Source organism: Arenimonas sp., assembly GCF_041919775.1.
Lineage (GTDB): Bacteria > Pseudomonadota > Gammaproteobacteria > Xanthomonadales > Xanthomonadaceae > Arenimonas.
On sequence record NZ_JAYRTE010000010.1, the window covers coordinates 66,429 to 90,868 of the forward strand.

The 24,440-nt window shown below is 69.2% G+C and carries 18 protein-coding genes and 1 tRNA gene; 12 read left to right on the forward strand and 7 right to left on the reverse strand.

The features are described from left to right. Positions 1-46 precede the first annotated feature (46 nt). The 3 genes from ACE3TE_RS07760 to cysS are packed head-to-tail and all read right to left on the reverse strand — an operon-like array spanning position 47 to position 3,599. Positions 47-1,783 (reverse strand): DUF885 family protein, encoded by a 1,737-nt coding sequence (locus ACE3TE_RS07760; RefSeq protein ID WP_374603762.1) that lies wholly within the window; start codon positions 1,781-1,783, stop codon positions 47-49. A 14-nt stretch (positions 1,784-1,797) separates the two neighbouring features. Beyond that, complete coding sequence (locus ACE3TE_RS07765; RefSeq protein ID WP_374603764.1) at positions 1,798-2,229, reverse strand: SufE family protein; 432 nt, start codon at positions 2,227-2,229, stop codon at positions 1,798-1,800. Further along, positions 2,229-3,599, reverse strand: a complete 1,371-nt coding sequence (gene cysS, locus ACE3TE_RS07770) for a cysteine--tRNA ligase (protein WP_374603798.1) — start codon at positions 3,597-3,599, stop codon at positions 2,229-2,231. Before cysS ends, ACE3TE_RS07765 begins: the two co-directional genes overlap by 1 nt. A gap of 119 nt (positions 3,600-3,718) precedes the next feature. Between cysS and ACE3TE_RS07775 the strand changes: the two genes are divergently transcribed. The 8 genes from ACE3TE_RS07775 to argH all read left to right on the forward strand — a co-directional run bounded on the left by ACE3TE_RS07775 (position 3,719) and on the right by argH (position 12,123). Continuing rightward, entirely contained in the window at positions 3,719-4,285 is a 567-nt protein-coding gene (locus tag ACE3TE_RS07775; RefSeq protein ID WP_374603766.1) for a glycine zipper 2TM domain-containing protein, read from the forward strand. Positions 4,286-4,532: 247 nt separating this feature from the next. Then, on the forward strand, positions 4,533-5,537 hold the full coding sequence (locus ACE3TE_RS07780; protein ID WP_374603768.1) for an N-acetylornithine carbamoyltransferase: 1,005 nt from the start codon (positions 4,533-4,535) through the stop codon (positions 5,535-5,537). Between the two features lie 17 nt (positions 5,538-5,554). Next, positions 5,555-6,751, forward strand: a complete 1,197-nt coding sequence (locus tag ACE3TE_RS07785; RefSeq protein WP_374603770.1) for an argininosuccinate synthase — start codon at positions 5,555-5,557, stop codon at positions 6,749-6,751. Between the two features lie 118 nt (positions 6,752-6,869). Next, a complete protein-coding gene (locus ACE3TE_RS07790; protein WP_374603771.1) occupies positions 6,870-7,961 on the forward strand; it encodes an acetylornithine deacetylase in 1,092 nt (363 codons plus the stop codon). 5 nt (positions 7,962-7,966) lie between these two features. After that, positions 7,967-9,265, forward strand: a complete 1,299-nt coding sequence (locus tag ACE3TE_RS07795; protein ID WP_374603800.1) for an acetylglutamate kinase — start codon at positions 7,967-7,969, stop codon at positions 9,263-9,265. 1 nt (position 9,266) lies between these two features. Then, positions 9,267-9,872: a GNAT family N-acetyltransferase gene (locus ACE3TE_RS07800; protein ID WP_374603773.1), complete on the forward strand. Its 606-nt coding sequence runs from the start codon at positions 9,267-9,269 to the stop codon at positions 9,870-9,872. Next, positions 9,869-10,819, forward strand: a complete 951-nt coding sequence (gene argC, locus ACE3TE_RS07805) for an N-acetyl-gamma-glutamyl-phosphate reductase (protein WP_374603775.1) — start codon at positions 9,869-9,871, stop codon at positions 10,817-10,819. The genes ACE3TE_RS07800 and argC overlap by 4 nt, the downstream gene beginning before the upstream one ends. Next, positions 10,816-12,123: an argininosuccinate lyase gene (argH, locus tag ACE3TE_RS07810; RefSeq protein WP_374603776.1), complete on the forward strand. Its 1,308-nt coding sequence runs from the start codon at positions 10,816-10,818 to the stop codon at positions 12,121-12,123. The genes argC and argH overlap by 4 nt, the downstream gene beginning before the upstream one ends. A gap of 100 nt (positions 12,124-12,223) precedes the next feature. On the opposite strand, the gene ACE3TE_RS07815 is transcribed toward argH, so the two are convergent. From ACE3TE_RS07815 to ACE3TE_RS07825, 3 genes are all read right to left on the reverse strand, one after another. Continuing rightward, a complete protein-coding gene (locus tag ACE3TE_RS07815; RefSeq protein ID WP_374603778.1) occupies positions 12,224-14,080 on the reverse strand; it encodes a S8 family serine peptidase in 1,857 nt (618 codons plus the stop codon). Between the two features lie 162 nt (positions 14,081-14,242). Next, a complete protein-coding gene (locus tag ACE3TE_RS07820; RefSeq protein ID WP_374603780.1) occupies positions 14,243-15,583 on the reverse strand; it encodes a DUF3999 domain-containing protein in 1,341 nt (446 codons plus the stop codon). 4 nt (positions 15,584-15,587) lie between these two features. Next, a complete protein-coding gene (locus ACE3TE_RS07825; RefSeq protein ID WP_374603782.1) occupies positions 15,588-18,287 on the reverse strand; it encodes a DUF2339 domain-containing protein in 2,700 nt (899 codons plus the stop codon). A gap of 213 nt (positions 18,288-18,500) precedes the next feature. Here ACE3TE_RS07825 and ACE3TE_RS07830 point away from each other — a divergent pair, with 213 nt between their 5' ends. Continuing rightward, positions 18,501-19,910, forward strand: a complete 1,410-nt coding sequence (locus ACE3TE_RS07830) for a glycosyltransferase (protein WP_374603784.1) — start codon at positions 18,501-18,503, stop codon at positions 19,908-19,910. Further along, the gene (locus ACE3TE_RS07835) at positions 19,907-20,818 is read left to right on the forward strand and encodes a hypothetical protein (RefSeq protein ID WP_374603786.1); all 912 of its coding nucleotides are present in this window, start codon (positions 19,907-19,909) and stop codon (positions 20,816-20,818) included. The genes ACE3TE_RS07830 and ACE3TE_RS07835 overlap by 4 nt, the downstream gene beginning before the upstream one ends. Positions 20,819-20,893: 75 nt before the next feature. Here ACE3TE_RS07835 and ACE3TE_RS07840 read toward each other — a convergent pair. Next, a tRNA-Pro gene (locus ACE3TE_RS07840) sits at positions 20,894-20,970 on the reverse strand. 130 nt (positions 20,971-21,100) lie between these two features. Between ACE3TE_RS07840 and hisS the strand changes: the two genes are divergently transcribed. Both hisS and hutH read left to right on the forward strand, forming a co-directional pair. Then, a complete protein-coding gene (hisS, locus tag ACE3TE_RS07845; protein WP_374603788.1) occupies positions 21,101-22,489 on the forward strand; it encodes a histidine--tRNA ligase in 1,389 nt (462 codons plus the stop codon). Position 22,490: 1 nt separating this feature from the next. Continuing rightward, complete coding sequence (gene hutH, locus ACE3TE_RS07850; protein ID WP_374603790.1) at positions 22,491-24,389, forward strand: histidine ammonia-lyase; 1,899 nt, start codon at positions 22,491-22,493, stop codon at positions 24,387-24,389. The last annotated feature ends 51 nt before the right edge of the window (positions 24,390-24,440 follow it).

The following is a 24,440-nucleotide window of genomic DNA, read 5'->3' on the forward strand; positions in this document are numbered from 1 at the left end:
GACTTCAGTCCGGAAAAGCTTCGGGACTGAAGTCCCTCCCACAGCTTCAGTCGTAGAAGCGCCAGTCGGCGCGCAGCTCCCCGGCGGGCACTTCGCCGGACAACCGTGCGCGCACAGCGGCGACGGGCATGGGGCCGCCCATCAGGATGGCGTCGTGGAACTGGCGTTCGGTCATCTTTCCCGAAACGACAAACTCTTCGTGCAGGGCGCGGAACTGCAGGCCGCCGATCATGTAGGCAATCTGGTACAGCGGACCGTAGTCGCCGGCGAAGCTGCGGCGCACTTCGGCGCGGGCGTTTTCGCGTTCGTGCCCGACCCGTTCAACCAGCAGGTCGACGGCTTCGTCCGGCGTCATCTTGCCCAGGTGGAAACCCAGCGAGAACAGGATGCGGGCGGCGCGGTGGCTGCGCCAGAACAGCATGCCGATCTTGTCCTCGGGCGTTTTCGCGAAGCCGCGGTCCCACAGGCGGAATTCCCAGTACAGCGCCCAGCCTTCCGTCCAGAACGGCGTGTCGAACAGTTCGCGGTGGGTCTGGTAGCGCGAGTTGTAGAAGTACTGCAGGTGGTGGCCCGGGATCAGTTCGTGGTGCACCACCGCCCGCGAGAAGTGGCGGTTGTTGCCGCGCAGGGCCATCAGCTTCTTTTCGTGCGGCATGGTGTCGGTGGGGTAGGCCACCCAGACGTCCTGGCCACCGAGGAAAAACGGCGCCGTCAGCTGGTATTCCGGCGTGAGCATGGTCATGCGCCAGTCGCGCTTGGCCAGTTCGGGCACGGTGACCAGGTCGTTGGCGACCAGGTAATTGATGGCTTCGTCGGCCAGTTCGACCACCAGTTTCGGCTGGTCGCCGGGCGCCGGGTGGCGGGACTTCACCTGTTCCAGCGCAGCCTTCCAATCGGTCGCGCCCATGTCGGCGGCGGCCTTCGCCAGCTCGGCTTCGCACCAGGCAAGCTCGCGCTCGGCCAGGTCCATCAGCTGCTCGGGTGTGTACGGAATCAGCTCGTGCTGCAGGCCGGCCAGCAGCGCGTCGCGGCCGATCGGGTCGCCGATGATGGTTTCCGGGTCGCTTGCGCCGGCGAGCTTGTCGCGCAGCAGCCTGGCGTGGGCCTCGAGCTGCTTGTCCAGCGCCTCGTAGGGCTGCCGGGTCCACCAGGTGAAGTCCGGGTCGTAGCCGGCGTGGAAGCCGTGCCATTCCTTCAGGTCCGCGCGCACGCCGTCGAGCAGGCCGGCGGCGCGGTAGGCCAGGATGGGCGAGGTGCCCAGCGCCCCGGGATCGTCTTCAAGGCGCGCACCCAGCTCGGCCAGCTGCCGGCGGGTCCTGTCGAGCGTGGCGGCGCTGCTGCGGCCGTCCGGGTATTCCAGGGCGCGGCGGGCCTCGGCCAGCGCGACCAGGTCGGCGACGCCGGGCAGCAGCACGGCCGCATCGGTGAAACGGCCGCGGCGGAAGTCCAGCTGCTGCAGGCGGTAGGCGAGGTCGCGGCGAAACAGCGCGTGGTCGAGCCGGTCCTCGGCGGACAGGCCCGAAGCGTCGATTTCCGCCAGGCGCTGCTGCCAGTCGCCGTACAGGCGGCGCAGCGCGGCCTCGCGGCGGGTGCCGGCCGTGGTGTCGTGTACGCGTTCGAGGCTGGCCAGGTCGGCGCGGAAGCGGGCGACGACCGGCGCCATCACCTGCTGCTGCACCGGCATCATCGCTAGTGGCGGCGCCAGGCTGGGGCTGGCGCCCGCGAGGGCCGGGAAGGCAAGGGCGGCGGCCAGGCAGCTGGCGAGCAGGCGGCGGTGCGGCATGGAAACTCCTGGGCTCAGTCCGGCGCGTGCCGGCGGGCGGTGTCCTGGATGAACTGCAGCAGCGCGACAAGGCCGTTGCTGCGCGTCGGCGAGAGATGCTTGGAAAGGCCGATGCCGGCGATGTAGTCGGGCGTCGTCGCCAGGATTTCCGCGGCGCTCCGCCCCGAGTACACGCGCAGGGCCAGGTAGACCAGGCCCGAGACGATGCTCGAATCGCTGGTGGCCTTGAACACCAGTTCGTCCGCGCCGCCCTCGGCGACGATCCAGACCAGGGACTGGCAGCCGTGCAGGCGGTTCTCTTCGGTTTTCCACTCGTCGGGGAAGGGCGGCAGCTTGCGCCCGAGATCGATTAGGTACTGGTATCGCTCGGACCAGTCGCCGAAAAACGAAAACTCATCGACGATGGCGGCCTGGGCCTCGGCGGCGGTGGCTTCGGTCGGCTGCATCAGGCGCGCCTCCAGCGCACGCCCTGGGGCGTGTCCTCGAGCAGGATGCCTTCTTCGGCCAGTTGCCGGCGGATGCCGTCGGCGCGCACGAAGTCGCGCGAGGCCTTGGCGGCATTGCGTTCTTCGACCAGGGCCTGGATGCGGGCGTCGTCGCCGGCTTCGGTGCCGCGGTTGAACCAGGCTTCCGGCGCCTGCTGCAGCAGGCCCAGCAGCAGGCCGGCGCCGAGCAGCTCGGCCTTGAGGCTGGCGCGGGCGATCGGCGATTCGGCCTTGCGGGCTTCGCCGGCGATGCGCGACAGCTCGGCCAGGGCCGCCGGGGTGTTGAGGTCGTCGCACAGGGCCGATTCCACCGCCACCGGCACGATCGGCTCCGTCGCCGGCACGCCGGCGAGGTCGCGCAGGGTGCCGTAGAGGCGGTCAAGCGTGCGCACGCTCTGTTCGATGACCGCGTCCGACCATTCCAGCGGTTGCCGGTAATGCGCCGAAAGCAGCGCGTAGCGAAGCGCTTCCGGCGGGTGCTGGTCCAGCAGGTCGTGCACCAGCGCGACGTTGCCCAGCGACTTGGACATCTTGGCGCCGCCGAAGTTGAGCAGGCCGTTGTGCAGCCAGAATCGTGCGAACACCCTGCCGCCGTGGGCGCAGGTGGACTGCGCCACTTCGTTTTCATGGTGGGGGAACTGCAGGTCGACGCCGCCGCCGTGGATGTCGATGGTGTCGCCCAGGTGGGCTTCCGCCATCGCCGAGCATTCGATGTGCCAGCCCGGGCGGCCGACGCCCCAGGGCGAGTCCCAGCCGGGCAGGTCGGGCGTGGAAGGCTTCCAGAGCACGAAATCGCCGGGGTCGCGCTTGTAGGGCGCCACGTCCACGCGCGCGCCGGCCAGCATTTCCTCCGGGTCCCGGCCCGAGAGGCGGCCGTAGTCGGCGAAGCTGCTGACCGAGAACAAAACGTGGCCCTCGGCGGCGTAGGCGTGGCCCGAGTCGATCAGCCGCTCGATCATCGCGATGATGTGCGGGATGTGCGCGGTGGCGTGCGGGGTCAGGTCGGGGGGCTCGACGCCCAGCCGGGCCATGTCCTCGGCATAGGCCTGGGCGAAGCGGCCGGTGATTGCCGAAATCGGCACGCCCTGGTCGCGGGCTGCCTGGTTGATCTTGTCGTCGACGTCGGTGATGTTGCGGGCGTAGACCAGCCGGCCATAGCGGCGGCGCAGGAGGTTGGCGAGCACGCCGAAGACGACGGGCGGCCGGGCATTGCCGATGTGCACGTAGTTGTAGACCGTCGGCCCGCAGACATACATGGTGACCCGTTCAGGATCCTGGGGCTCGAAAACCTCCAGCTGGCGGGTCAGGGTGTTGTAGAGACGCAGTTCCATGGCGGGGCGGGCAGTCAAAGTCCGGAGTCTACCAACGGATGGCCCCCGTTTAACGAAAATCTTAGGCCAGGGTTCAGCGTCGGGATGCTTGAATCCGCGGGTCCGTCCGGAGAGTTTCCATGTCGTTTGCCCTGCGCCTGCTTCCCCTGCTGGCCCTCGCTGCCGCGCCCGCGCTGGCCCAGTACCCGTCCGAGCCTTACGAAGACGAGCAGTACGACCAGTACGAGGCCCCGTCCGTTCCCGAAAACGTGAGCTACGGCTACGCCCAGGTCCTGCGCGCGGACGAAGTCGTGGAGATCGTGCGTACGCGCACGCCGGAAGAGCGCTGCGACGGGGTTGAATACCGCCAGTCGGGCCAGACCACCGGCGGGACCGTGATTGGCGCCCTGGTGGGCGCCGCCATCGGCAACCAGGTCGGCAAGGGCAATGGCCGCAAGGCGGCCACGGTGGCCGGCGCGGTCGCCGGCGGCGCCATCGGCAACAACATCGCGCGCGAAAAGGCCGAGGCCGAGGCCCGCGGCTGCCGCATCGTCGAGGTCGAGCGCGAGGAGCGCCAGGTGGTCGGCTACGACGTCGAATACATGTACAAGGGCGAAAAGTACATGTCGCGCCTGCCCTACGACCCGGGCAACCGCCTGCGCATCCGCGTGGCGGTCACCCCGGACGAGACCGGCTACGCCCGCTGAGTTGCGGCCGCCCCGGCCCCCCGGCATACTCCCGCCCCATGACCTGCACCGCGCCCACCGCCGCCGTGATGACCTCCGCCTGGATGGCGGCGGGCATGACCTCGCGTGCGCGCCGACCGGAAGCCCAACTTTCCGCTGGGTAGCCGGGGGCGTTTGCCTGTCCGCTGATGAAAGCCCAGCCCCGTGCTGGGCTTTTTCGTTTCCGATTCCCTGATTTTCCCTTCCACCGACCGCCAGGACCCACCCCATGAAGCATTTCCTGAACACCCAGGACTGGAGCCGCGCCGAACTCGACGCGGTGCTGGCCCAGGCCGCCGCCTTCAAGCGCGGGGAGGCCGGGCGCCAGCTGGCCGGCAAGTCGATCGCGCTGGTGTTCTTCAACCCCTCGCTGCGCACGCGCACCAGCTTCGAGATCGGCGCCTTCCAGCTGGGCGGGCATGCGGTGGTGCTGCAGCCGGGCAAGGACGCCTGGCCGATCGAGTTCGAGCTCGGCACGGTGATGGACGGCGAGGCCGAGGAGCACATCGCCGAAGTCGCCCGCGTGCTGTCGCGCTACGTGGACCTGGTGGCGGTGCGCGCCTTCCCGAAGTTCCAGGACTGGTCGGTGGACCGGCAGGACAAGGTGCTGCGCAGCTTCGCCAGGTATTCGACGGTGCCGGTGATCAACCTCGAGACGATCACCCACCCCTGCCAGGAGCTGGCGCACGCGCTGGCGCTGCAGACCCACTTCGGCAGCACCGACCTGCGCGGCAAGAAGTTCGTGCTGACCTGGACCTACCACCCCAAGCCGCTGAACACGGCCGTGGCCAACTCGGCGCTGACCATCGCCACGCGCCTGGGCATGGACGTGACCCTGCTGTGTCCGACGCCCGACTACGCGCTGGACGAGCGTTACCTGGGCTGGGCCCGCGACAACGTGGCTGAAAGCGGCGGTTCGTTCCGGATGAGCCATGACATCGAGTCTGCCTACACCGGCGCCGACGTCGTGTACGCCAAGAGCTGGGGCGCGATTCCGTATTTCGGCCGCTGGGAGCAGGAAAAGCCCATCCGCGAGGCGCACAAACACTTCATCGTCGACGAGGCCAAGATGGCGATGACCAACAACGGCGTCTTCAGCCACTGCCTGCCGCTGCGTCGCAACGTGAAGGCGACCGACGCGGTGATGGATTCGCCGCAGTGCATCGCCATCGAAGAGGCCGAGAACCGGCTGCATGTGCAGAAGGCCGTGATGGCCAAGCTGGCCAACCAATAATTTCCCTGGAAACCGACATGACCGACAAACACATCGTCCTCGCCTTTTCCGGCGGCCTCGACACCAGCTTCTGCATTCCCTGGCTGCAGGAGCGCGGCTGGGCCGTGCACACCGTCTTCGCGGACACCGGCGGCGTGGATGCCGAAGAACGCGCCTACATCGAAGCCCGCGCGGCCGAGCTGGGTGCCGCCAGCCACGTCACCGTCGACGGCGGCCCTGCGATCTGGGACGGCTTCGTCAAACCCTTCGTGATGGCCGGCGAGGGCTACCAGGGCCAGTACCCGCTGCTGGTGTCGGACCGCTACCTGATCGTTGATGCGTCCCTGAAGCGCGCCGCCGAGCTGGGCACGCGCGCGATCGCCCACGGCTGCACCGGCATGGGCAACGACCAGGTGCGTTTCGACCTGGCGGTGAAGGCGGCGGGTGACTACCAGATAATCGCGCCGATCCGCGAGATCCAGAAGGAGCACACCCAGACCCGCGCCTACGAACAGGCGTACCTGGAAGAACGCGGCTTTGAAGTGCGCGCCAAGCAGAAGAGCTACACGATCAACGAGAACCTGCTGGGCGTGACGCTGTCGGGCGGCGAGATCGATCGCTGGGAAGTGCCGGGCGAGGGCGCCCGCGGCTGGTGCGCGCCGCGCGTCGAGTGGCCAGCCGAGGCCCTGCAGGTCACGGTCACGTTCAAGGACGGCGAAGCCGTAGCGCTGGACGGCGAGGCCATGCCCGGCGCAAAGCTGCTGGCGACCTTGAACGGCCTGTTCGCCAAATACGGCGTCGGCCGCGGCATGTACACCGGCGACACCACGATCGGCCTCAAGGGCCGGATCATCTACGAAGCCCCCGGTCTGGCCGCGCTGCTGGCCGCGCACCGCGCGCTCGAAGAAGCGGTGCTGACCAAACACCAGAACCGCTTCAAACCCGACGTCGCCCGCAAGTGGGTGGAACTGGTGTACGAAGGTTTCTACAACGACCCGCTGAAAGCCGACCTCGAAGCCTTCCTGGCCTCGAGCCAGCGCTGCGTCAACGGCGAGGTGGTCATCCAGACCCAGGGTGGCAAGGTCGACGCCGTCGCCGTGCGCAGTCCGCACCTGCTGCACGCCAAGGGCGCCACCTACGCCCAGTCCGCCGACTGGGGCGTGGAAGAGGCCGAGGGTTTCATTCGCCTGTTCGGCATGTCCAGCACCCTGTGGGCCGAAATCAACCGCAAATGACCACCGAACCTGTAGGAGCGCCTTCAGGCGCGAATCTTCTGACTTTGCCCCTGGCAAAGAACCGCTTCGCGCCTGAAGGCGCTCCTACAGCGAAGCGCACAGCCATCCGGGAACCGACATGCTGCAAGACGTCCTGAAGCACCTCGAAGCCCTCGTGGGCTTCGACACCCGCAACCCGCCGCGTGCCATCGGCACCGGCGGCATCTTCGACTACCTGCGCGCGCAGCTGCCGGGCTTCGAGGTGCGGGTGACCGACCACGGCGCCGGTGCGGTGTCGATGCTGGCCGTGCGCGGGAACCCGAAGCGCGTGTTCAACGTGCACCTGGACACGGTGCCCGCATCACCGGACTGGAGCGCCGACCCGCACACGCTGCGTGTCACGCAGGACAAGGCCATCGGCTTGGGCGCCTGCGACATCAAGGGCGCCGCCGCCGGCCTGGTCGCCGCTGCCAATGCGACGAAGGGCGACGCCGCCTTCCTGTTCAGCAGCGACGAAGAAGCCAACGACGCCCGCTGCATCGCCGCCTTCCTGGCCAGTGAGCATGGCTTCAAGGAGGCGATCATCGCCGAGCCGACGCTGTGCGAAGCCGTGCTGGCCCACCGCGGCATCAGCTCGGTGCTGATGCGCTTCAAGGGCCAGGCCGGCCACGCCTCGGGCGCCGATGCCTTCGAGCTGAGCGCCGTGCACCAGGCCATGCGCTGGGGCACCAGAGCCCTGGACCACGCCAGGGCCCAGTCGCATGCGCGCTTTGGTGGCCTCACCGGCCTGCGCTTCAACATCGGCCGGGTCGAGGGTGGCATCAAGGCCAACATGATCGCGCCGGCGGCCGAGGTGCGCTTCGGCTTCCGGCCGCTGCCTTCGATGGACATGGACGCCCTGCACGGGCAGTTCCGGGAGATGGCCGATCCCAAGGCCCTGGCCCACTATGAAGAAACCTTCCGCGGCCCCTCGCTGCCGGCCGGCGACATCGCCCGCGCCGAGGAAAAGCGCCTGGCCGCCCGCGACCTCGCCGACGAACTGGGCCTGCCGATCGGCAATGCCGTCGATTTCTGGACCGAAGCCTCGCTGTTCTCGGCCGCCGGGCTCACCGCTTTCGTTTACGGCCCCGGCGACATCGCCCAGGCCCACACCGCCGACGAATGGGTGGCGCTCGATCAGCTCGCCACCGCCGCCACCACCTACACCCGCCTGCTGGAGCAAACCGCGTGACCGAGATGCGCACCACGATCGTCCGGCTGCTGTCGAACATGGCCAGCGCCAAGGAGATCCAGCAGTACCTCAAGCGCTTTTCCCAGGTGGACGCCGCGCGCTTCGCCGTGGTGAAGGTGGGCGGCGCGATCCTGCGCGACGAGCTCGACGCGCTGGTGTCCTCGCTGTCCTTCCTGCAGCAGGTGGGCCTGACGCCGATCGTCATCCACGGCGCCGGCCCGCAGCTGGACGAGGAAATGACCGCCGCCGGCATTGGCAAGAAGGTCGTGGACGGCCTGCGCGTGACCGACAGCGAGGGCCTCGCGATCGTTCGCCGCGTCGCCCAGCGCGAAAACCTGCGCCTGGTCGAGGCCCTGCAGGCCCAGGGCGTGCGCGCCACGTCCATCACCGCCGGCGTTTTCGAGTGCGATTTCCTCGACCAGGCGAAGTTCGGCCTGGTCGGGCAGGTGCAGCGCGTGGACGACGCCGGCATCCAGGCGGCGATCAAGGTCGGCTCGATCCCGGTGATCGCCTCGCTGGGCGAAACCACCGGCGGCCAGATCCTCAACGTTAACGCCGACTGGGCCGCCAACGACCTGGTGAAGGCGCTGCAGCCCTACAAGATCATCTTCCTTACCGGCACCGGCGGCCTGCTCGACGGCGACGGCGACGTGATCGACTCGATCAACCTGAGCACCGAATACGACGACCTGCTGGCCCAGCCCTGGCTGCACTCGGGCATGCGGGTGAAGATCGAGCAGATCCACGACCTGCTGATGCAGCTGCCGCTGTCGAGCTCGGTATCGATCACCCGGCCCGACCAGCTGGCCAAGGAACTGTTCACCCACCGCGGATCGGGCACCCTGGTGCGCCGCGGCGAGCAGGTGCGCAAGGTCACGCGCTGGGACGAACTGGACCTGGAACGCCTGCGCGTCCTGGTCGAGCGCGGCTTCGGCCGCAAGCTGGCGCCGGATTATTTCGAGAAAACCCCGCTGCTGAAGGCCTTCGTCAGCGAACACTACCGCGCCGCGCTGCTGATCACCGAAGAGGACGGCCTGCCGCACCTGGACAAGTTCGCCGTCAGCGACGATGCGCAGGGCGAGGGACTGGGCCGCGCCGCCTGGCAGGTGATGCGCGCGGACACGCCCCGGCTGTTCTGGCGCGCCCGCAACGGCAACCCGGTGAACGACTTCTACTTCGACGAGGCCGACGGCTGCCTGAAAGGCGAGCAGTGGAACGTGTTCTGGTACGGCCTGGAGGGCTGGGACCAGATACGCTACGCCGTGGAACATTGCCTGGCGCGTCCCGCCACCCTGAAGGGCTGACATGCAGAATCTGCACTGGACGATCCCCCCGATCCTCGAAGGCCACCACGTCACCCTCGAGCCGCTGCAGCCGCACCACGGCGACGACCTGCTCGCCGCGGCCGCCGACGGCGAGCTGTGGAACCTGTGGTACACCAGCGTGCCGAACACGGAAAGCATCCGCGGCTACATGGCCCGCGCCATGGCCGACCGTGAAGCCGGCACCGCCATGCCCTTCCTTGTGCGCGACGCCGCCGGCGAGCCGGTAGGCAGCACGCGTTTCTTCCGCATGGATCCGGTGATCCCCAGCCTGGAGATCGGCTTTACCTGGTATTCGGCCCGCGTGCAGCGCAGCGCGCTGAACACCGAGGCCAAGCGCCTGCTGCTGGGCCACGCCTTCGACGCGATGGGCTGCAGCGTGGTCGAACTGCGCACGCACGTGATGAACCACCGTTCGCGCGCCGCGATCGAACGCCTGGGCGCGCACTTCGACGGCATCCTGCGCCGGCAGATGCGCATGCCCGACGGCCACCTGCGCGACACCGCGGTGTATTCGATCCTCGATACCGAATGGCCGATCGTTCGACGCGGCCTGGATTTCAAGCTCGAACACGGGGGCCGGGCATGAGCGAGCGGATTTCCCTGGGGCTGGTCGGTGCCCGCGGCTACGTAGGCGCCGAGCTGATCAAACTGGTGGCGGCGCATCCACGCTTCGAGCTGGGCTTCGTGTCTTCGCGCGAGCGCGACGGCCAGCGCCTGGCCGACCACGAAGCCGCCTACACCGGCGATCTTCGCTACACCAACCTCGGCCCCGACGCCGTGGCCGGGCAGGGCGTCGATGCCCTGGTGCTGGCCCTGCCCAACGGCATGGCCGCCGCCTTCACCGCCGCGCTGGACTGGGATGGCAAGGACGCGGTGGTCGTGGACCTCTCGGCCGATTTCCGCTTCGACGACGGCTGGCATTACGGCCTTCCCGAGCTCACCCGCCACCAGGCCGGCGGCGCCCGCCGCATCAGCAACCCCGGCTGTTACGCCACCGCGATGCAGCTGGCCGTGGCGCCGATGCGCGACGCGCTGGCCGGGCCGGTGCAGTGTTTCGGCGTCTCCGGGTACTCAGGCGCCGGCACCAGCGCGTCGGACAAGAACGATCCGGACAAGCTGCGCGACAACCTGATGCCCTATGCGCTGGTGAACCACATCCACGAGCGCGAAGTGGGCCGCCAGCTGGGCCACGCGGTGGAGTTCATGCCGCACGTGGCGCCGCATTTCCGCGGCATCACGATGACCGCCAACCTGCACCTGGAGCGCACCTTCGCCCTCGACGAAGTGAAACAGCGCTACCGCGACGCCTACGACGCCGAGCCGCTGGTGACCGTGGTGGACGAAGCGCCCTGGGTCAGCCGTATCGCCGGCCGGCACGGCGCCGAGGTCGGCGGTTTTACGCTGTCGGCCGATGGCCGGCGGCTGGTGGTGGTGTCGACCCTGGACAACCTGCTCAAGGGCGCCGCCACCCAGGCCCTGCAGAACCTCAACCTGGCCTTCGCCCTGCCCGAAACCCTGGGGATCCCGACATGAGCGACCTGCTGTGGCAAAAACCCGGCGTGAAAGTGGACCCGCGCATCCAGGCCTTCCTGGCTGGCGACGACGTGGTGCTGGACCGCGAATTCATCCAGGACGACATCACCGCCTCGGCCGCGCACGCCCGCGGGCTGGCGCGCATCGGCATCCTTACTTCTTCGGAGTGTGATGACCTCTGCCGCGAACTGGACGCCCTTTCCGAAGACCTGAAGTCCGGCGCCTTCGTGCTGGACGATCGTTTCGAAGACGGCCATTCGGCGATCGAATCACGCCTGATCGAACGGCTCGGCGACACCGGCCGCAGGATCCACACCGGACGCAGCCGCAACGACCAGGTGCTGGTGGCCACGCGCCTGTGGCTCAAGCGCAAGCTCGGCGAACTGCAGGCCCTGTGCCGGGAAACCGCCGAAGTCTGCCTGCAGCGCGCCGAGGCCGAGGCCATCGCGATGCCCGGCTTCACCCACCTGCAGCGCGCCGTGGTGTCGTCCACCGCGATGTGGTGGGCCGGCTTCGCCGAGGCCTTCATCGACAACGCCGTGCGCGCCGGGCAGGCGCACGACTGGATCGACGCCAACCCGCTGGGCACGGCGGCGGGCTACGGCGTGAACCTGCCGCTGGACCGCGAGGGCAGCACCGCGGAGCTGGGTTTCGCCCGCATGCAGGTCAGCCCCCTTTATGCCCAGCTGAGCCGCGGCAAGTTCGAGATCGCCGCCGTCGACGCGCTGGGCGCCGCCGCGCTGGACCTGCGCCGCCTGGCCTGGGACCTGAGCCTGTTCACGACGGCCGAGTTCGGTTTCGTCAGCCTGCCGGCGCAGTACACCACCGGCAGTTCGATCATGCCGAACAAGCGCAATCCCGATCTGGTGGAACTGCTGCGTGCGACCTACGCCAGCGTCGCGGCGTCGCGCACCGAGCTCGAGCAGCTGCTGTCCTTGCCCAGTGGTTACCACCGTGACCTTCAGTTCACCAAGGGCGCGCTGTTCCATGCCTTCGGGCGTGGACTGGGTGCGATGGCGCTGCTGCCGGACCTGCTGCGTGGCCTGGCCTGGAACACCGACCGGCTCGCCGGTGCCTTCGACGAGGGCATGTATGCGACCGACAAGGCGGTCGAGCTGGCACTGGCCGGTTTGCCTTTCCGGGAAGCCTACCGGCAGGCGGCGGCCGAGCCGCTGCCGAAGGCCGGGGCGGATGCGCAGGCGAGCCTGGCTGCCCGGGTGTCGCCGGGCGGGGCGGGCAACCTGCAGCTGGCGCCACTGAAGCAGCGTCTCCAGGCGATCCCGGCGTCCGGCCGAACGCCCTGACTCGCCCTGTTTACCGGAGAAGCAGGCCTGCTTTCCAAGCGCCGGAAAGACAGAGGGCCCGCTTGCGCGGGCCCTCCGGGGAACGATCTGCCGCGTCGGATCAGAGCGCGACGGTGATGGTGGCCGAGCAGCTGTTCGTGCCGGCATTGCACACCTGGTAGCTCGCCGAAGTGGCGCCCAGGTTCTCGCTGAAGCTGCCGGAATTGCTGGTCGTGGTGATCTTGCTGCCGTTGCGGAAGATGTCCACCGTCGCGCCGCCACCATTCCAGGACAGGCTGTACTTGTAGTTCTTGCCCTTCCTGCTCACCGAGCCGCTGAGGCTTTCCGGTGCGCCCGCGGGCGGCGGCTCGCTGCCACCGCCACAGCCGTTCGCCACCAGGTAGTCGCTTGCCGCCTTGGCCTTGACGATGCCGTAGCCGAAGTAGACGTCCGGGCCGGGAGCGCCGGCGTCGTGGGCCGAGGCCTTGAGCGCGTCCCGGATCTCAGTGCCGGTGCAGGTCGGATGGTTGGACCACACGAGGGCCGCGACGCCGGACACGCCGGGCGTGGCCATCGAGGTGCCGCTCATGTAGCCGTAATCGCTGGCGCCGATGCTGACCGAGGCGGTGGACGCACCGACCAGCAAACTGCGGTCCTCAAGCGCGGCGCCGACCGCCGGGATCGAGGTGGTGTTGGTGGTGCCGAGGGTTCCGAACAGCATGCCGGCTTCGTTGTTGATGATGATCGCGCCGATGCCGCCGGAGTTTTCGCAGTTCTTCACCTTGTCGTGGAAGGAGATATTGCCTCGGTCGATCACGCAGACCCTGCCGGCCGCACCGGCGGCCGTCGATTCGGCGGTGCCCATGAAGAAGGTGGCGCCGGACGCGGAGCCCGTGTTCTCCATCGCGGACGACGCATAACCCACGCCGTTGGCTTCGAGCGCCGAAAGCGTGGCGCCACCGGTCGGATAGGTGGACAGCGTGTCCACGCCGCCGGCGGTCGCCTCCACGCAGTAGCCATCGTGGGTTTCGGTGCTGGCATTCTTGCCGCGACCCGTCGAGACCGTGCAGCCCGGGAACTGCGAGAAGTCGGCGATCTGATTGTTGGCGTCGTTGGCGCCGATCATCATTACCGACTTGTAGCCGGCCGGGTAGGAACGCACGTTGTTGCCATCGTTGCCGGCCGCGGCGATCACCAGGCCGCCACTGGCGGTGAACTGGTCGAAGGCGCTCTGCTCGGTGCTGTTGGCGCCGCCGCCACCGAGGCTCATCGAGATGATCTTCGCGCCGGCCTCCGAGCACTTGGAAGCCGCATGGGCCAGGTCGGACGAATAGCCCCAGCCCGCGTCGTTGAAGACCTTGACGATGTGCAGCGGGTTGCCGGGCGCCATGCCGACGACGCCGAAGCCGTTGTCGAGCGCGGCGATGGTGCCGGCGACGTGGGTGCCGTGCGGGCCGCCGTCCCGGAACCAGTCGCCGGTGCCGCTGTCGTTGCTGCCGGTGATGTTGCTGTCCGAGAAGTCCATGTTCGGACCGCCCGTCTCGCCTTGGTCCGCATACGCCAGGCCGGAATCGATGACGCAGACCGTCTTGGCGCTGGCCAGGTTCAGCGCGACCTGGTTCGCCTGCGACTGGTAGATCGCGTAGGGCGTCAGCTGGGTGGTGGTCGGATCACCGGCGTCGTCGTTGTAGATGGCCATCGGGAAACGCGGATGGTCCTGCTCGACGTATTCGATGTTCGGATTGTTGCGCAGGCCGTTGAGAGCGGCGGCGGGCACCGACACAGCCATCGCGTTCATGCCCGAGATCTTCAGCTTGACGCTGCCGCCGGAGGCGCGGACGGCGTTTTCGACATTGCCGCGGGCGCCATCCTTGAACTTGACGATGTAACGGTCGGCGTCCGGCTGGGTGGCCAGGGCCGCGCCCGAGAAAGCGATTGCGACGGCAGTGCAAAGCAGGTTGCGGGTCAGCTTGTTCACTAAAGTCCTCCACTGGACAGGGGCGCGGCGGAGGCAGAACTGTGCTGCCAGTCGCATTAAGTGAGCCGACGCTAGCAGGATTTAAGCGGCATTCATATACAGGCGGCCAGCCGCCTGTCGGATTTCCCGGGAGCCGGCGCCGGACCGGAGCGAAGGCGTGGATTACGCTGATTTGGGGTGGCGCAGGACCCTCAGCGACACCGCCAGCACCAGGGCCGCCCCCGCCCCCAGTACGGCCCACAGCAGCCAGCGCTGCCAGTCCTCGCCCCGCTTTGGCATCAGCGCCTGCTCGCCGCCGGCCTGCATCTTCATGCCCAGCGTCGCGGGCGAGGGTGGCTTGCCCGAGGCCTCGATCGCCGCCTTCACCGGATAGTCCTCGCGCTCGGCGCGCACGCTGCCGGCAGCCAGGGTGTAGGGGGCCGGGCCCTGGGCCAGCAGCACGAACCGCTCCGGGCGATAGGCCAGGAGGAGTTTCGGCGGCTTCTTCAGCGCCGGCTGGGTGGTGAGGCGCCATTCCCGGTCGCGCCGGGGGTCGATCCGGGGCGGGATGTGGCGGACTTCGTCCTGGCCGCTGCCCAGGCGGAAGACGGTGAAGTTCGCGACCGGGCGCCACCAGTCTTCGCCGGGATTCCTGGCGCCAACCTGGGCGGCGGCCACGGAGTTGGCGTCGGCCAGGGTCAGGTCCACCTGTTCGACGGCGATCGGGCCGGGACTGCTGTAGTCGTAAACGCCAGGTTCCTCGCCGACGCTGACGCCTTCGAGTTCCAGCCGTTTCCATTCGCGGCCGTCGCCGGCATCGACGCGACGTTCGCCCTTGAGGGCGGCCAGCGCGGGCCAGTTGCCGTCGCCCTCGATGGCCAGGCGCAGGTAGCGGGCCTGGGTGGCCGGGAATTCCAGCTGCAGGCGCTCGATGCGCAGGCCGTTGTCGTCCAGCGCCAGCAGCGGCTGGCCGCTGCCGATCCGCTGCCATTCCACGAGGTCGTCCGAGGCGCTGATGCGTACGCGCAGGTTGACCGGCAGGGCCGCCGATTCTGCCAGTTCAACGTGCAGCACCGACACGGCTGGCGGATTGTGGCCGCGGTCGACCAGCAGGTCGTGGCCGGCGTCGGGGGGCGGCACGCCCTCGGCGGTGCGCAGCTCGAGGCCGAGCAGGTTGCCGTCGGCGTCGCGCTCCAGGCGCAGGGCCAGGCTGTCGGGCTGGCCGGGTTCGGGCAGGGGCACCCGCAGCCAGGGCAGCGGGTCGTGCTCTTCGTCTTCGCGGGCTTCGGCCGGCCAGGGCGCGAAGGGCACCGGATCGCCGCTGGCGTTGAACGCGGCGAGGTCGCGCAGGTCGCCGCGGGTCACGTGCTGCAGCACCTCGGCGTCGAGTTCGAGCACGTGCGCGGCGCCGTCGCCCTCGGTCTGGACCGGCCACTGCCAGGCGTAGTCCTGGGGCGACGCCGCGCGGACGTGACTGGCCAGCGCGGTGGCCAGGATGGCGGCGATCAACAGGGAAGGACGCATGCGTTTACTCCGGACGACGGGGTGGGGTGGGGGCGATGCGACCGACCACGATCAGCAGCAGGCCCACGACCACGAAGGAGACAATGCCGGCGATGTTGCCGACGAACTGGCGGTCCACGACCAGCAGCTTCAGCAGCACCACGCCCAGCAGCCCGGCGCCGAGCCACCACAGCGCGCGGTCGCGACGGCGCGAGCCCAGCACCCAGGCGGCGACGCCGGCGACGCACCAGGCCACCGTCAGGCTGGCCTGCGCGACCGTTTCACCGAGCAGGCCGGGTGACCAGGGCAGGCCGCCGAGCTGGTGGCAGGCGCGCAGTACGCTCATCGACAGCAGGAACAGCGCCGCGCCGGCCCAGGCCAGCCAGCCCAGGCGATGCGGGTCGGTGTGCGAACGCAGCCACATCGCCGCCACCAGCAGGCCAAGCAACAGCGACAGCTCGAGCGGATTGAGCAGCGGCAGCCAGGGGAGGGGCGCGCTGTCGCCGGGCAGGACGTTGCCGAACAGCCATCCCAGGCCCAGGCCCAGGCCGGCCATCACCAGCCAGGCCGGGCGCCAGCGCGGGAACTGGTCGGCCACCGGCCAGCCCGCAATCGCGGGGCGTTTCCAGGCCAGCGCGAACAGCACCGCCAGCGGTGCCAGCACTGCCGGCAGCAGCCAGCCGTCGGCCAGGCTGGCGCGGTCGGCCAGCACCCGCAGCAGGGTGATGCCCGCCGCCAGCGCGACCGTGACCAGCCAGGCCAGGTGGGCGAACATCAGGCCCAGCGAACGCGGCGTGCGCAATGCCCGCAGCGTGACCAGCGCGGCGGCCAGCAGGGGCCACCACAGCAGCAGCGGCCAGTCGAACAGCGTCGTCTCGGAGTGGTCCTGCGAGACCAGCGACAGCGGCAGCAGCATCACCACCGACGCGGCAACCGGCCAGGACAGGCGCGGCCAGGCCAGCGGCCCGCGCAGCACCGCCGCCAGGGCGGCGGTCAGGAGGCAGAAGCCGGCGTAATACAGCGCGTCGAAATGCGGGAACAGGTTCACCTCGATCTCGCGCACGCCCAGCAGCACCCACCAGGCGAGGCCCGCCAGGAACAGCAGCACCTGCAGGACACGTCCGGCGCCGGCGCGCATGTACAGGAACGAAGCCGCGAGCCAGCCGAAGGCCAGCAGGCCCAGGTTCATCGCATGGCCGTTGATCAGGAAGCGGTCTTCCCAATCCAGGTTCCATTCGAAAAGGCTCACTAACCAGGCGCCGCTGGCCAGCACCAGCAGCACCAGGCCGCTCCAGCGCGTCAGGCGGCGCCCCTGGCGCAGGCCCAGCCAGACCATGCCCAGGCCCTGCAGCGCCCAGGCCGCGGAGGTCCAGCGCGCATCGAGCGCCAGCGGGATCGCCAGCGTCGCGAACACCACGCCCATGCCGGCCGCGCTCTGCGCGAGGTCGCGCAGGCGCGAATTGCGCGTGGCCCACACCGCCAGGCCGGCGAAGATCGCCGCCACGACCACGGCGCTGGTGGCCAGGCCGAAGCGGTCGCCTTCGAGCAGGCCCACCTGCATCGGGAAGGCCAGCAGCGGCGTGCCGAACAGCAGGGTGCCGTCGACCTTGCCGTTCTTCTGGCGTCCGGCCAGCGCGTACAGCACCGGGATGGCGACATAGAACAGGAAGAACAGCACCAGGAAGGGTTCGACGCTGGCGAAGAGTTCGGGCCGGTAATACTTCGCGCCCCAGACGCCGCCGATCGCGAAGGTGAAGACGAAGCCCACCAGGTTCAGCGCCCGCCAGGCCTTCTTCCAGGCGATGGCGAACACCGCGGCGTTGAGCACGGCGTAATAACTGAACAGCGCGACGTGGTTGCCGCTGCCGGTGGAAAGCAGCACCGGCGCCAGGTAACCGCCGATGAAACCGAGCACGGCCAGGGCCGGCGCATCCTGTTTCACCGCCAGCACGCTGGCGCCGGCGACCAGGACCACCACCAGCACGAACGCCGGCATGGCCCCCAGCACCTCGTAGTTGCGGAAGGCCGCGAACACAACCAGCAGCAGGATGCCGATCGCGCCGCCCTGCAGGCTCAGGCCGAAGGCCGGGCGTTCGGCGGCGTTGCGCAGGCCCCAGACGAGCAGGGCGATCGCGGCGGCGGCGATGCCGGCCAGGCGCAGCTCGATCGGCACCACCAGCCAGCCGGCGTCGGCGGCGTACTTGATGCCGGCGGCGACGCCGAACAACAGTACCAGCACGCCCAGCTTCACCGGCACGTTGCCCTCGAACAGCCAGGCCTTGGCAGCGAGCAATGCGCGGGTGATGGGGTCGGGTTCGGCGGGCCTGGCGGGCGGGGCCGACGCTTCGATGCGCGGTGCGGGCGCGGCCGCCGCTGCCGCCCCCGCTGCCGGGCGGGCAGGGGCAGGCTCGGGCCGCAGGGGCTCCGGCCGTTCGGGAACCGGGGGTGGCATCGGCGCCGGGGAAGCCGGACCGGGTCGGGGCACGACGGTGGCCGGGTCCGGCCCAGGGGCGGCCACCGGGCCGGACCTGGCCTGGGCCGCCGCCGCCTGGCCGCGCAGGACCATTACCTGCTGTTCAAGCAGGCCGACCCGCCGCCGCAGCAGGAGCAGGCTGCCGGACAGAAGGCCCAGGCCACCGCCCGCCAGGAAGCCGAAGAACATGCGGCTCTCGTCGGCGATCAGCGCACCCAGCAATGCTCCCACGAACCCCAGGATCCAACCCATTCGCGTCCCCCTGCGTGCAATCGGTCGAGTGTAACCAACCGCTCGTTCCACGGGGCCGGCCCCGCGTCTGCCAAATGCGTCACATTTTGACGCTGTGGCGCGCGGGTCGGCGTCTGGATGCCCGGCTGCGCTGCAAAAGCGGCGTCACAGAAGTGCAACAAGGAATGGCACGGTAATTGCTTCTGTCCCTGGGACAACTTCGGGGTGCTCTTAATGCTGGATCAATCCCAGGCGCACGCCCCTTGCGAGGGCGACGCCGGTGACACGTTGCAGGGTGGCGATTCGCCGCCGGCGCCGCGGCGCGGGGGCTTCTACCTGCCGGTACCGGCCAAGTTCGCCTTGGTGCTGGCGCTGGCCGCCGCCTGGACGGCGGCCAGTGTCTGGCTCTCGCTCCCGTGGCTGCGCGAACTCAGCCTGCTGGCGGGCCTGCCGCTGGCGCTGGTCGCCATCGGTTTCATCGCCTACGTGCCCGGCTTCATGAATGCGTTCCTGATCGGTTCGATCCTCAGCGACCGCCGTCCCGAGAGGCGCATGGTCATCCACTATCCGAAGGTGGATGTGCTGGTGGCCTGCTACAACGAAGGCCAGAACATCGCCGACACCCTGGCCAGCCTGGCGGTGCAGGACTACCCCGGCCTCGTCCGCGTCACGGTCATCGACGACGGGTCCACGGACGACACGCTGGCCCTGGCAAGGGCCGAAACCCGGCGCCTGGCGAACCGGACCGTGGAGATGCGGGTCATCGCCATGCCGCGCAACGGCGGCAAGGCCCGCGCGCTCAACCACGGCCTGGCGCAAACCTCGGCCGGCCTGGTGATCACCGTCGACGGCGACTCCTACCTGCGCGCCGACGCCATCCGCAAGCTGGTCGAACGCTTCCTGTCCGATCCGCCCGATACCGTGGCGGTGGCGGGCGCCGTGCTGGTGCGCAACTCCCGGCATAACTGGCTGACCCGCGCGCAGGAATGGGACTATTTCCACGGCATCGCGGCCGTCAAGCGCGTGCAGAGCATGTACCACGGCACCCTGGTCGCGCAGGGCGCCTTCTCGCTGTACTCCCGGACCGCGCTGGAACAGGTGGGCGGTTGGCCGGAATGCGTGGGCGAAGACATCGTCGTGTCCTGGGCGCTGCTCGGGACCGGGGCGCGCATTGGCTACTGCGAGGAGGCCTGCCTGTTCACCAAGGTGCCCGATCGCCTGGTGCAGTTTTCCCGCCAGCGCCAGCGCTGGTCGCGCGGGCTGATGGAGGCCTTCGCGCGCCACGGCCGGCTACTGTTCAAGCCACGCCTGAGCACGCTTTTCATCTGGTGGAACCTGCTGTTCGTGCCAATGGACCTCGTCTATACGCTGGTGTTCATCCCGGGCGTGGTCGCGGCCTTGTTCGGCTACTACTGGATCGTCGGCATCATGACCTTGCTGGTGCTTCCGCTGGCGGCGATCTGGAACGGCATCATCTTTCGCGTCCAGCGTCGCATGCTCAACCGCCAGGGCATGAGGGTGCGCCGCAATATCGCCGGCTTCCTGGTTTATTCGCTGTGCTACACCGCCATCCTGCAGCCGGTTTGCGTCATGGGCTACGCCGCGGAAGTCCTGCGCCTGCGCAAGACCTGGGGGACCAAATGAGCCGCCGCGTCCACGCCGTGCTGGCGACGGCATTGCTCGCGGCGCTCCCGGTCCTGGCGCAGGCCTCAGGTCCGGCGCTGCGGGCCGAGGGCTTCGGCTCGTCTGATTCCGACGGCAACGACGTTTGGCGTGCCTCGCTGGGCTGGGATGTCTCGCGCCGGGACATCGAACACTGGTGGGGCATGCGCGTCGAGCATGCCCGTTTCTCGGGCACGGGCTGGGACCATCAGGAACAGCGCCTGTTCGTGCGCGCCGCCGGCGGCGAGGGCGGCTGGCGCTGGCAGGGCGAGGCCGGCAGCAATGGCCACGACCTGCTGGGCAGCGCCAGCGTTTACAGCACCGACGAGAAGCGCAAGGAATTTTTCCTCGAGCGCGACGTGCTCGAAACCCGCCAGGGCGTCGGGCAAGGCCTGGTCCATACGTTCGCCGGCGCCGCCATCGACTGGCCGCTGTCCGGGCGCTGGACCGCCACCGGCCTGGCCGGCCTGCAGGATTTCGGCGGCGCCAACCTGCGCCGGCACCTGCGCGCCAACCTAGTCTATGCGCTGGTGCCGGAGCAGGGCCTGAGCCTGCAGCTGCGCCTGCGCCAGTTCAACGACAGCGACCCGGGAGAAGCCGACTACTTCGCGCCGGGCCGCTACCGCCAGGCTCTGGGGGTGGTGTCCGTGCGTCGCTTCTTCGGCGGCGGCTACCAGCTGCGGGCGACCGCCGGCTATGGCCGCCAGGACTTCACGGGCGTCGGCAGCCAGCCTTCGCGCCTGCTGGAGCTGGATTTCCAGACCCCGAAGGACCGGGGCCACTTTCTCCGGGTCGTCGCCGGATACTCCGACGCGCCGGGCAACGGTGCCAGCCAGGGCGCGGGCTACCGTTACCGCTACGCGCGGGTCGAGGGCGTCTGGGCGTTCTGATCCGGGGCAGCCGCGGGGCGGGCAGGGCGCGGGACAAAAAAAGGGCTGCCCGCGGGCAGCCCTTCTTGCGATCGATGGTCGGGGAGACAGGATTTGAACCTGCGACTTCTACGTCCCGAACGTAGCGCTCTACCAGGCTGAGCTACACCCCGAGGGATCGAGCCGGCAATTCTAGGGACTTGCGTCGGTTTCGGCAAGCCCGGCGTTGCAGGCGGGGGCGCAGGGCGCGCCTGAAAGCCCGCAGCCGCTAGAATGCCGGGGTTCGCCCTGGAGTCGCCTGCCTTGATCAAGCCCCGCACCACGCCCGGGGTCATGGAGCTGCTGCCCCGTGACCAGATTGCCTTCCAGCGCATGCTGGACGTCATCCGCCGCAACTATGAACGCTTCGGCTTCTTGCCGGTGGAAACGCCGGTGTTCGAGCTGTCCGAGGTGCTGCTGACCAAAACCGGCGGCGAAACCGAGCGACAGGTGTATTTCGTGCAGTCCACCGGTGCCCTGAGCAATGCCGTCGAAAGCGGGGGCGGCCAGCCCGAACTGGCGCTGCGCTTCGACCTCACCGTGCCGCTGGCCCGCTACGTGGCCCAGCACGAACACGACCTGGCCTTCCCGTTCCGTCGCTACCAGATCCAGCGCGTGTACCGCGGCGAACGCGCCCAGCGCGGCCGCTTCCGCGAGTTCTACCAGTGCGACATCGACGTGATCGGCAAGGACACGCTGAGCGTGCGCCACGACGCCGAGATGCCGGCGGTCATCCACGCGGTGTTCTCCGAGCTAGGGGTGGGCGACTTCACCATCCAGTTGAACAACCGCAAGCTGCTGCGCGGTTTCTTCGAAGGCCTGGGCATTGCCGAAGGCGAGCGCCAGGCGCTGGTACTGCGCGAGATCGACAAGCTCGACAAGCGCGGCGCCGACGCGGTTCGCGCCACGCTGACCGGCCCGGATTTCCAGCTGGCCGACGACGTCGCCGACAGGATCATGGCCTTTGTGCAGGTGCGTTCGACCTCGCACGCCGACGCGCTGGCACGCCTGGACGCGCTGGGCACCGGCAATCCAACCCTGGCCGAGGGAGTGGCCGAGCTGCGCGAGGTCATCGAGCTGCTCAAGGCCCAGGGCGTGCCGGAAACCGACTACGCGGTGAACTTCTCCATCGCCCGCGGCCTCGATTACTACACCGGTACCGTGTACGAGACTACGCTCGACGACCACCCGCAGATCGGTTCGGTCTGCTCGGGCGGCCGCTACGAGAACCTCGCCAGCCACTACACGAAGTCGAAGCTGCCGGGCGTGGGCATCTCCATCGGCGCCACCCGCCTGTTCTTCCAGCTGCGCGAGGCCGGCATCCTGTCGGGCGGGGAAAGTTCGGTCGACGTCATGGTCGGCCTGATGGACGAAGAGCGCCTGGCCGATTCGCTCGACATCGCCCGCCAGCTGCGCGGCGCCGGCATCAACGCCGAAGTGCAGATGGAAGGCAAGAAGCTGGCCAAACAGTTCCAGTACGCCGACAAGGCCGGCATCCGCTTCGTGGTGCTCTACGGCGAGGACGAGGCGGCGCGCAACGTCGTCACGGTGAAGGACCTGCGCGCCAAGGAGCAGTTCGAGGTCGCCCGCGACGACCTGGCCAGGACCCTGCGCGTGGAGATCGAGCAGCAGCGCGCGATGGGAGGCGTCTGACATGAAGCCGATCACGCTCGACGGCCGCAGCCTCAACCGCGCCCAGGTCGCCGAGATCGCGCACGGCGCTCCGGTCACGCTCGACGCCGGCCAGATGCAGGCGGTGCAGCGCGCCGCCGATTTCCTGGCCGACCAGGTCAAGAAGCAGGAGCCGATCTACGGCGTGTCCACCGGCTTTGGCTCCAACGCCGACAAGCTGCTGGGCTCGCGCCGCGTGCGCCACGGCATGCCGGGCGCCGCCGAGACCGATGAAACCGTGCTCGAGGAACTGCAGCGCAACCTGATCGTCACCCACGCCGTCTGCGTCGGCGAGCCGTTCGCGCCCGACGTCGTGCGCGCGATGCTGGCGATCCGCATCAACACGCTGATGATGGGCCACTCGGGCATCCGCCCGCAGGTGCTTGAAGCGCTGGCGGCGATGCTCAATGCCGGCATCGTGCCGGTGGTGCCGCGCAAGGGCAGCGTCGGCGCCAGCGGCGACCTCGCGCCGCTGTCGCACCTGGCCATCGTGCTGCTCGGCGGCGGCGAAGCCTTCTACGACGGCGAGCGCATCGCCGGTGCCGAGGCGCTGGCCCGTGCAGGGCTCGCCCCGGTGACGCTGTCGCACAAGGAAGGCCTGGCGCTGAACAACGGCACCGCGCAGATGCTGGCGACCGCCGTGCTGGCGATTGAAAAGCTCGAGGACCTGCTCGACACCGCCGACCTGGCGGCGGCGATGACGCTCGACGCCTTCGCCGGCCGCCTGCGCGCCTTCGACCCACACGTGCACGCGCTGCGCCCGCACCCGGGCCAGGTGCACGTGGCCGGCCAGCTGCGCCGCCTGCTGGCCGGCTCGACGCTGTCGGACATCGCCTACCACCTGGTGCCGAAGTTCCGATCCTGGTTGCCGGAAAGCTGGGCCGACCCGGAACAGCAGGCCCTGGGCTTCGACATCGGCTGGGACTGGGTGCCGCTGACCCAGCGCCACGGCCGCGAGCGTTTCTACCAGCGTTTCCGGCCGTTCCGCGGCGGCAAGAAACACCAGCCGCAGGACAGCTACTCGCTGCGCTGCATCCCGCAGGTGCACGGCGCCGTGCGCGATGCGCTGGAACAAGCCAAGCGGGTCGTGGACATCGAACTCAACGCCGTCACCGACAACCCGCTGCTGTTCCCGGGCCTGGAAGGCGCAAAGGAAATCGAAGACCAGGTCGTCTCCGCCGGCCACTTCCACGGCATGCCGCTGGCGCTGGCGATGAGCTACCTCAAGGCCGCGATCCCGGTGCTGGCCTCCATCTCCGAGCGGCGCCTTAACAAGCTGGTCGACCCGGCCACCAACGACGGCCTGCCGGCCTTCCTGATCGGCAACGAGGACGGTACCGAAAGCGGTTTCATGATCGTGCAGTACACCGCGGCCGCGCTGGTGAACGACCTGGCCAGCCGCGCGCACCCGGCCAGCGTGTATTCGATCCCGACCTCGGCCAATGCCGAGGACCACGTGTCCATGGGCGCCAACGAAGGCCGGCACGTGCTGGAAATGGTGGACGACCTGGCCCACGTGCTGGCGCTGGAGCTCTACACCGCCGCCCAGGCCCTGGACTACCGCCGGGACATGATCAACGCCGCCCGCGCCCTGGCGCGTTCCTCCGACGCCGAAGGGCTGGCGGTGAAAGTGCAGGGCGCGCCGCTGCCCGGCCATGCCGACCGGGCGCCGTTCCTGGAAGAGGTCGAGGGCCTGCGCCGCGAGCTGGCCGAGTCGGCCGAGTTCGAACCGGGTGTCGCCGTGCGTGCCGCCTGGGCTGCGCTGCGCGAGGCCATCCCCTTCATGCCGCGCGACCGCGCGATGGACGGCGACGTCGCGACGGCCGTGCAGCTGGTGAAGCAGGGCCGGCTGCTGACCGCCGCCCGCCACTCCCTGCTCTGACCTGTAGGAGCGCCTTCAGGCGCGAATCCTTTATTTGCCAACCGCCAAGGT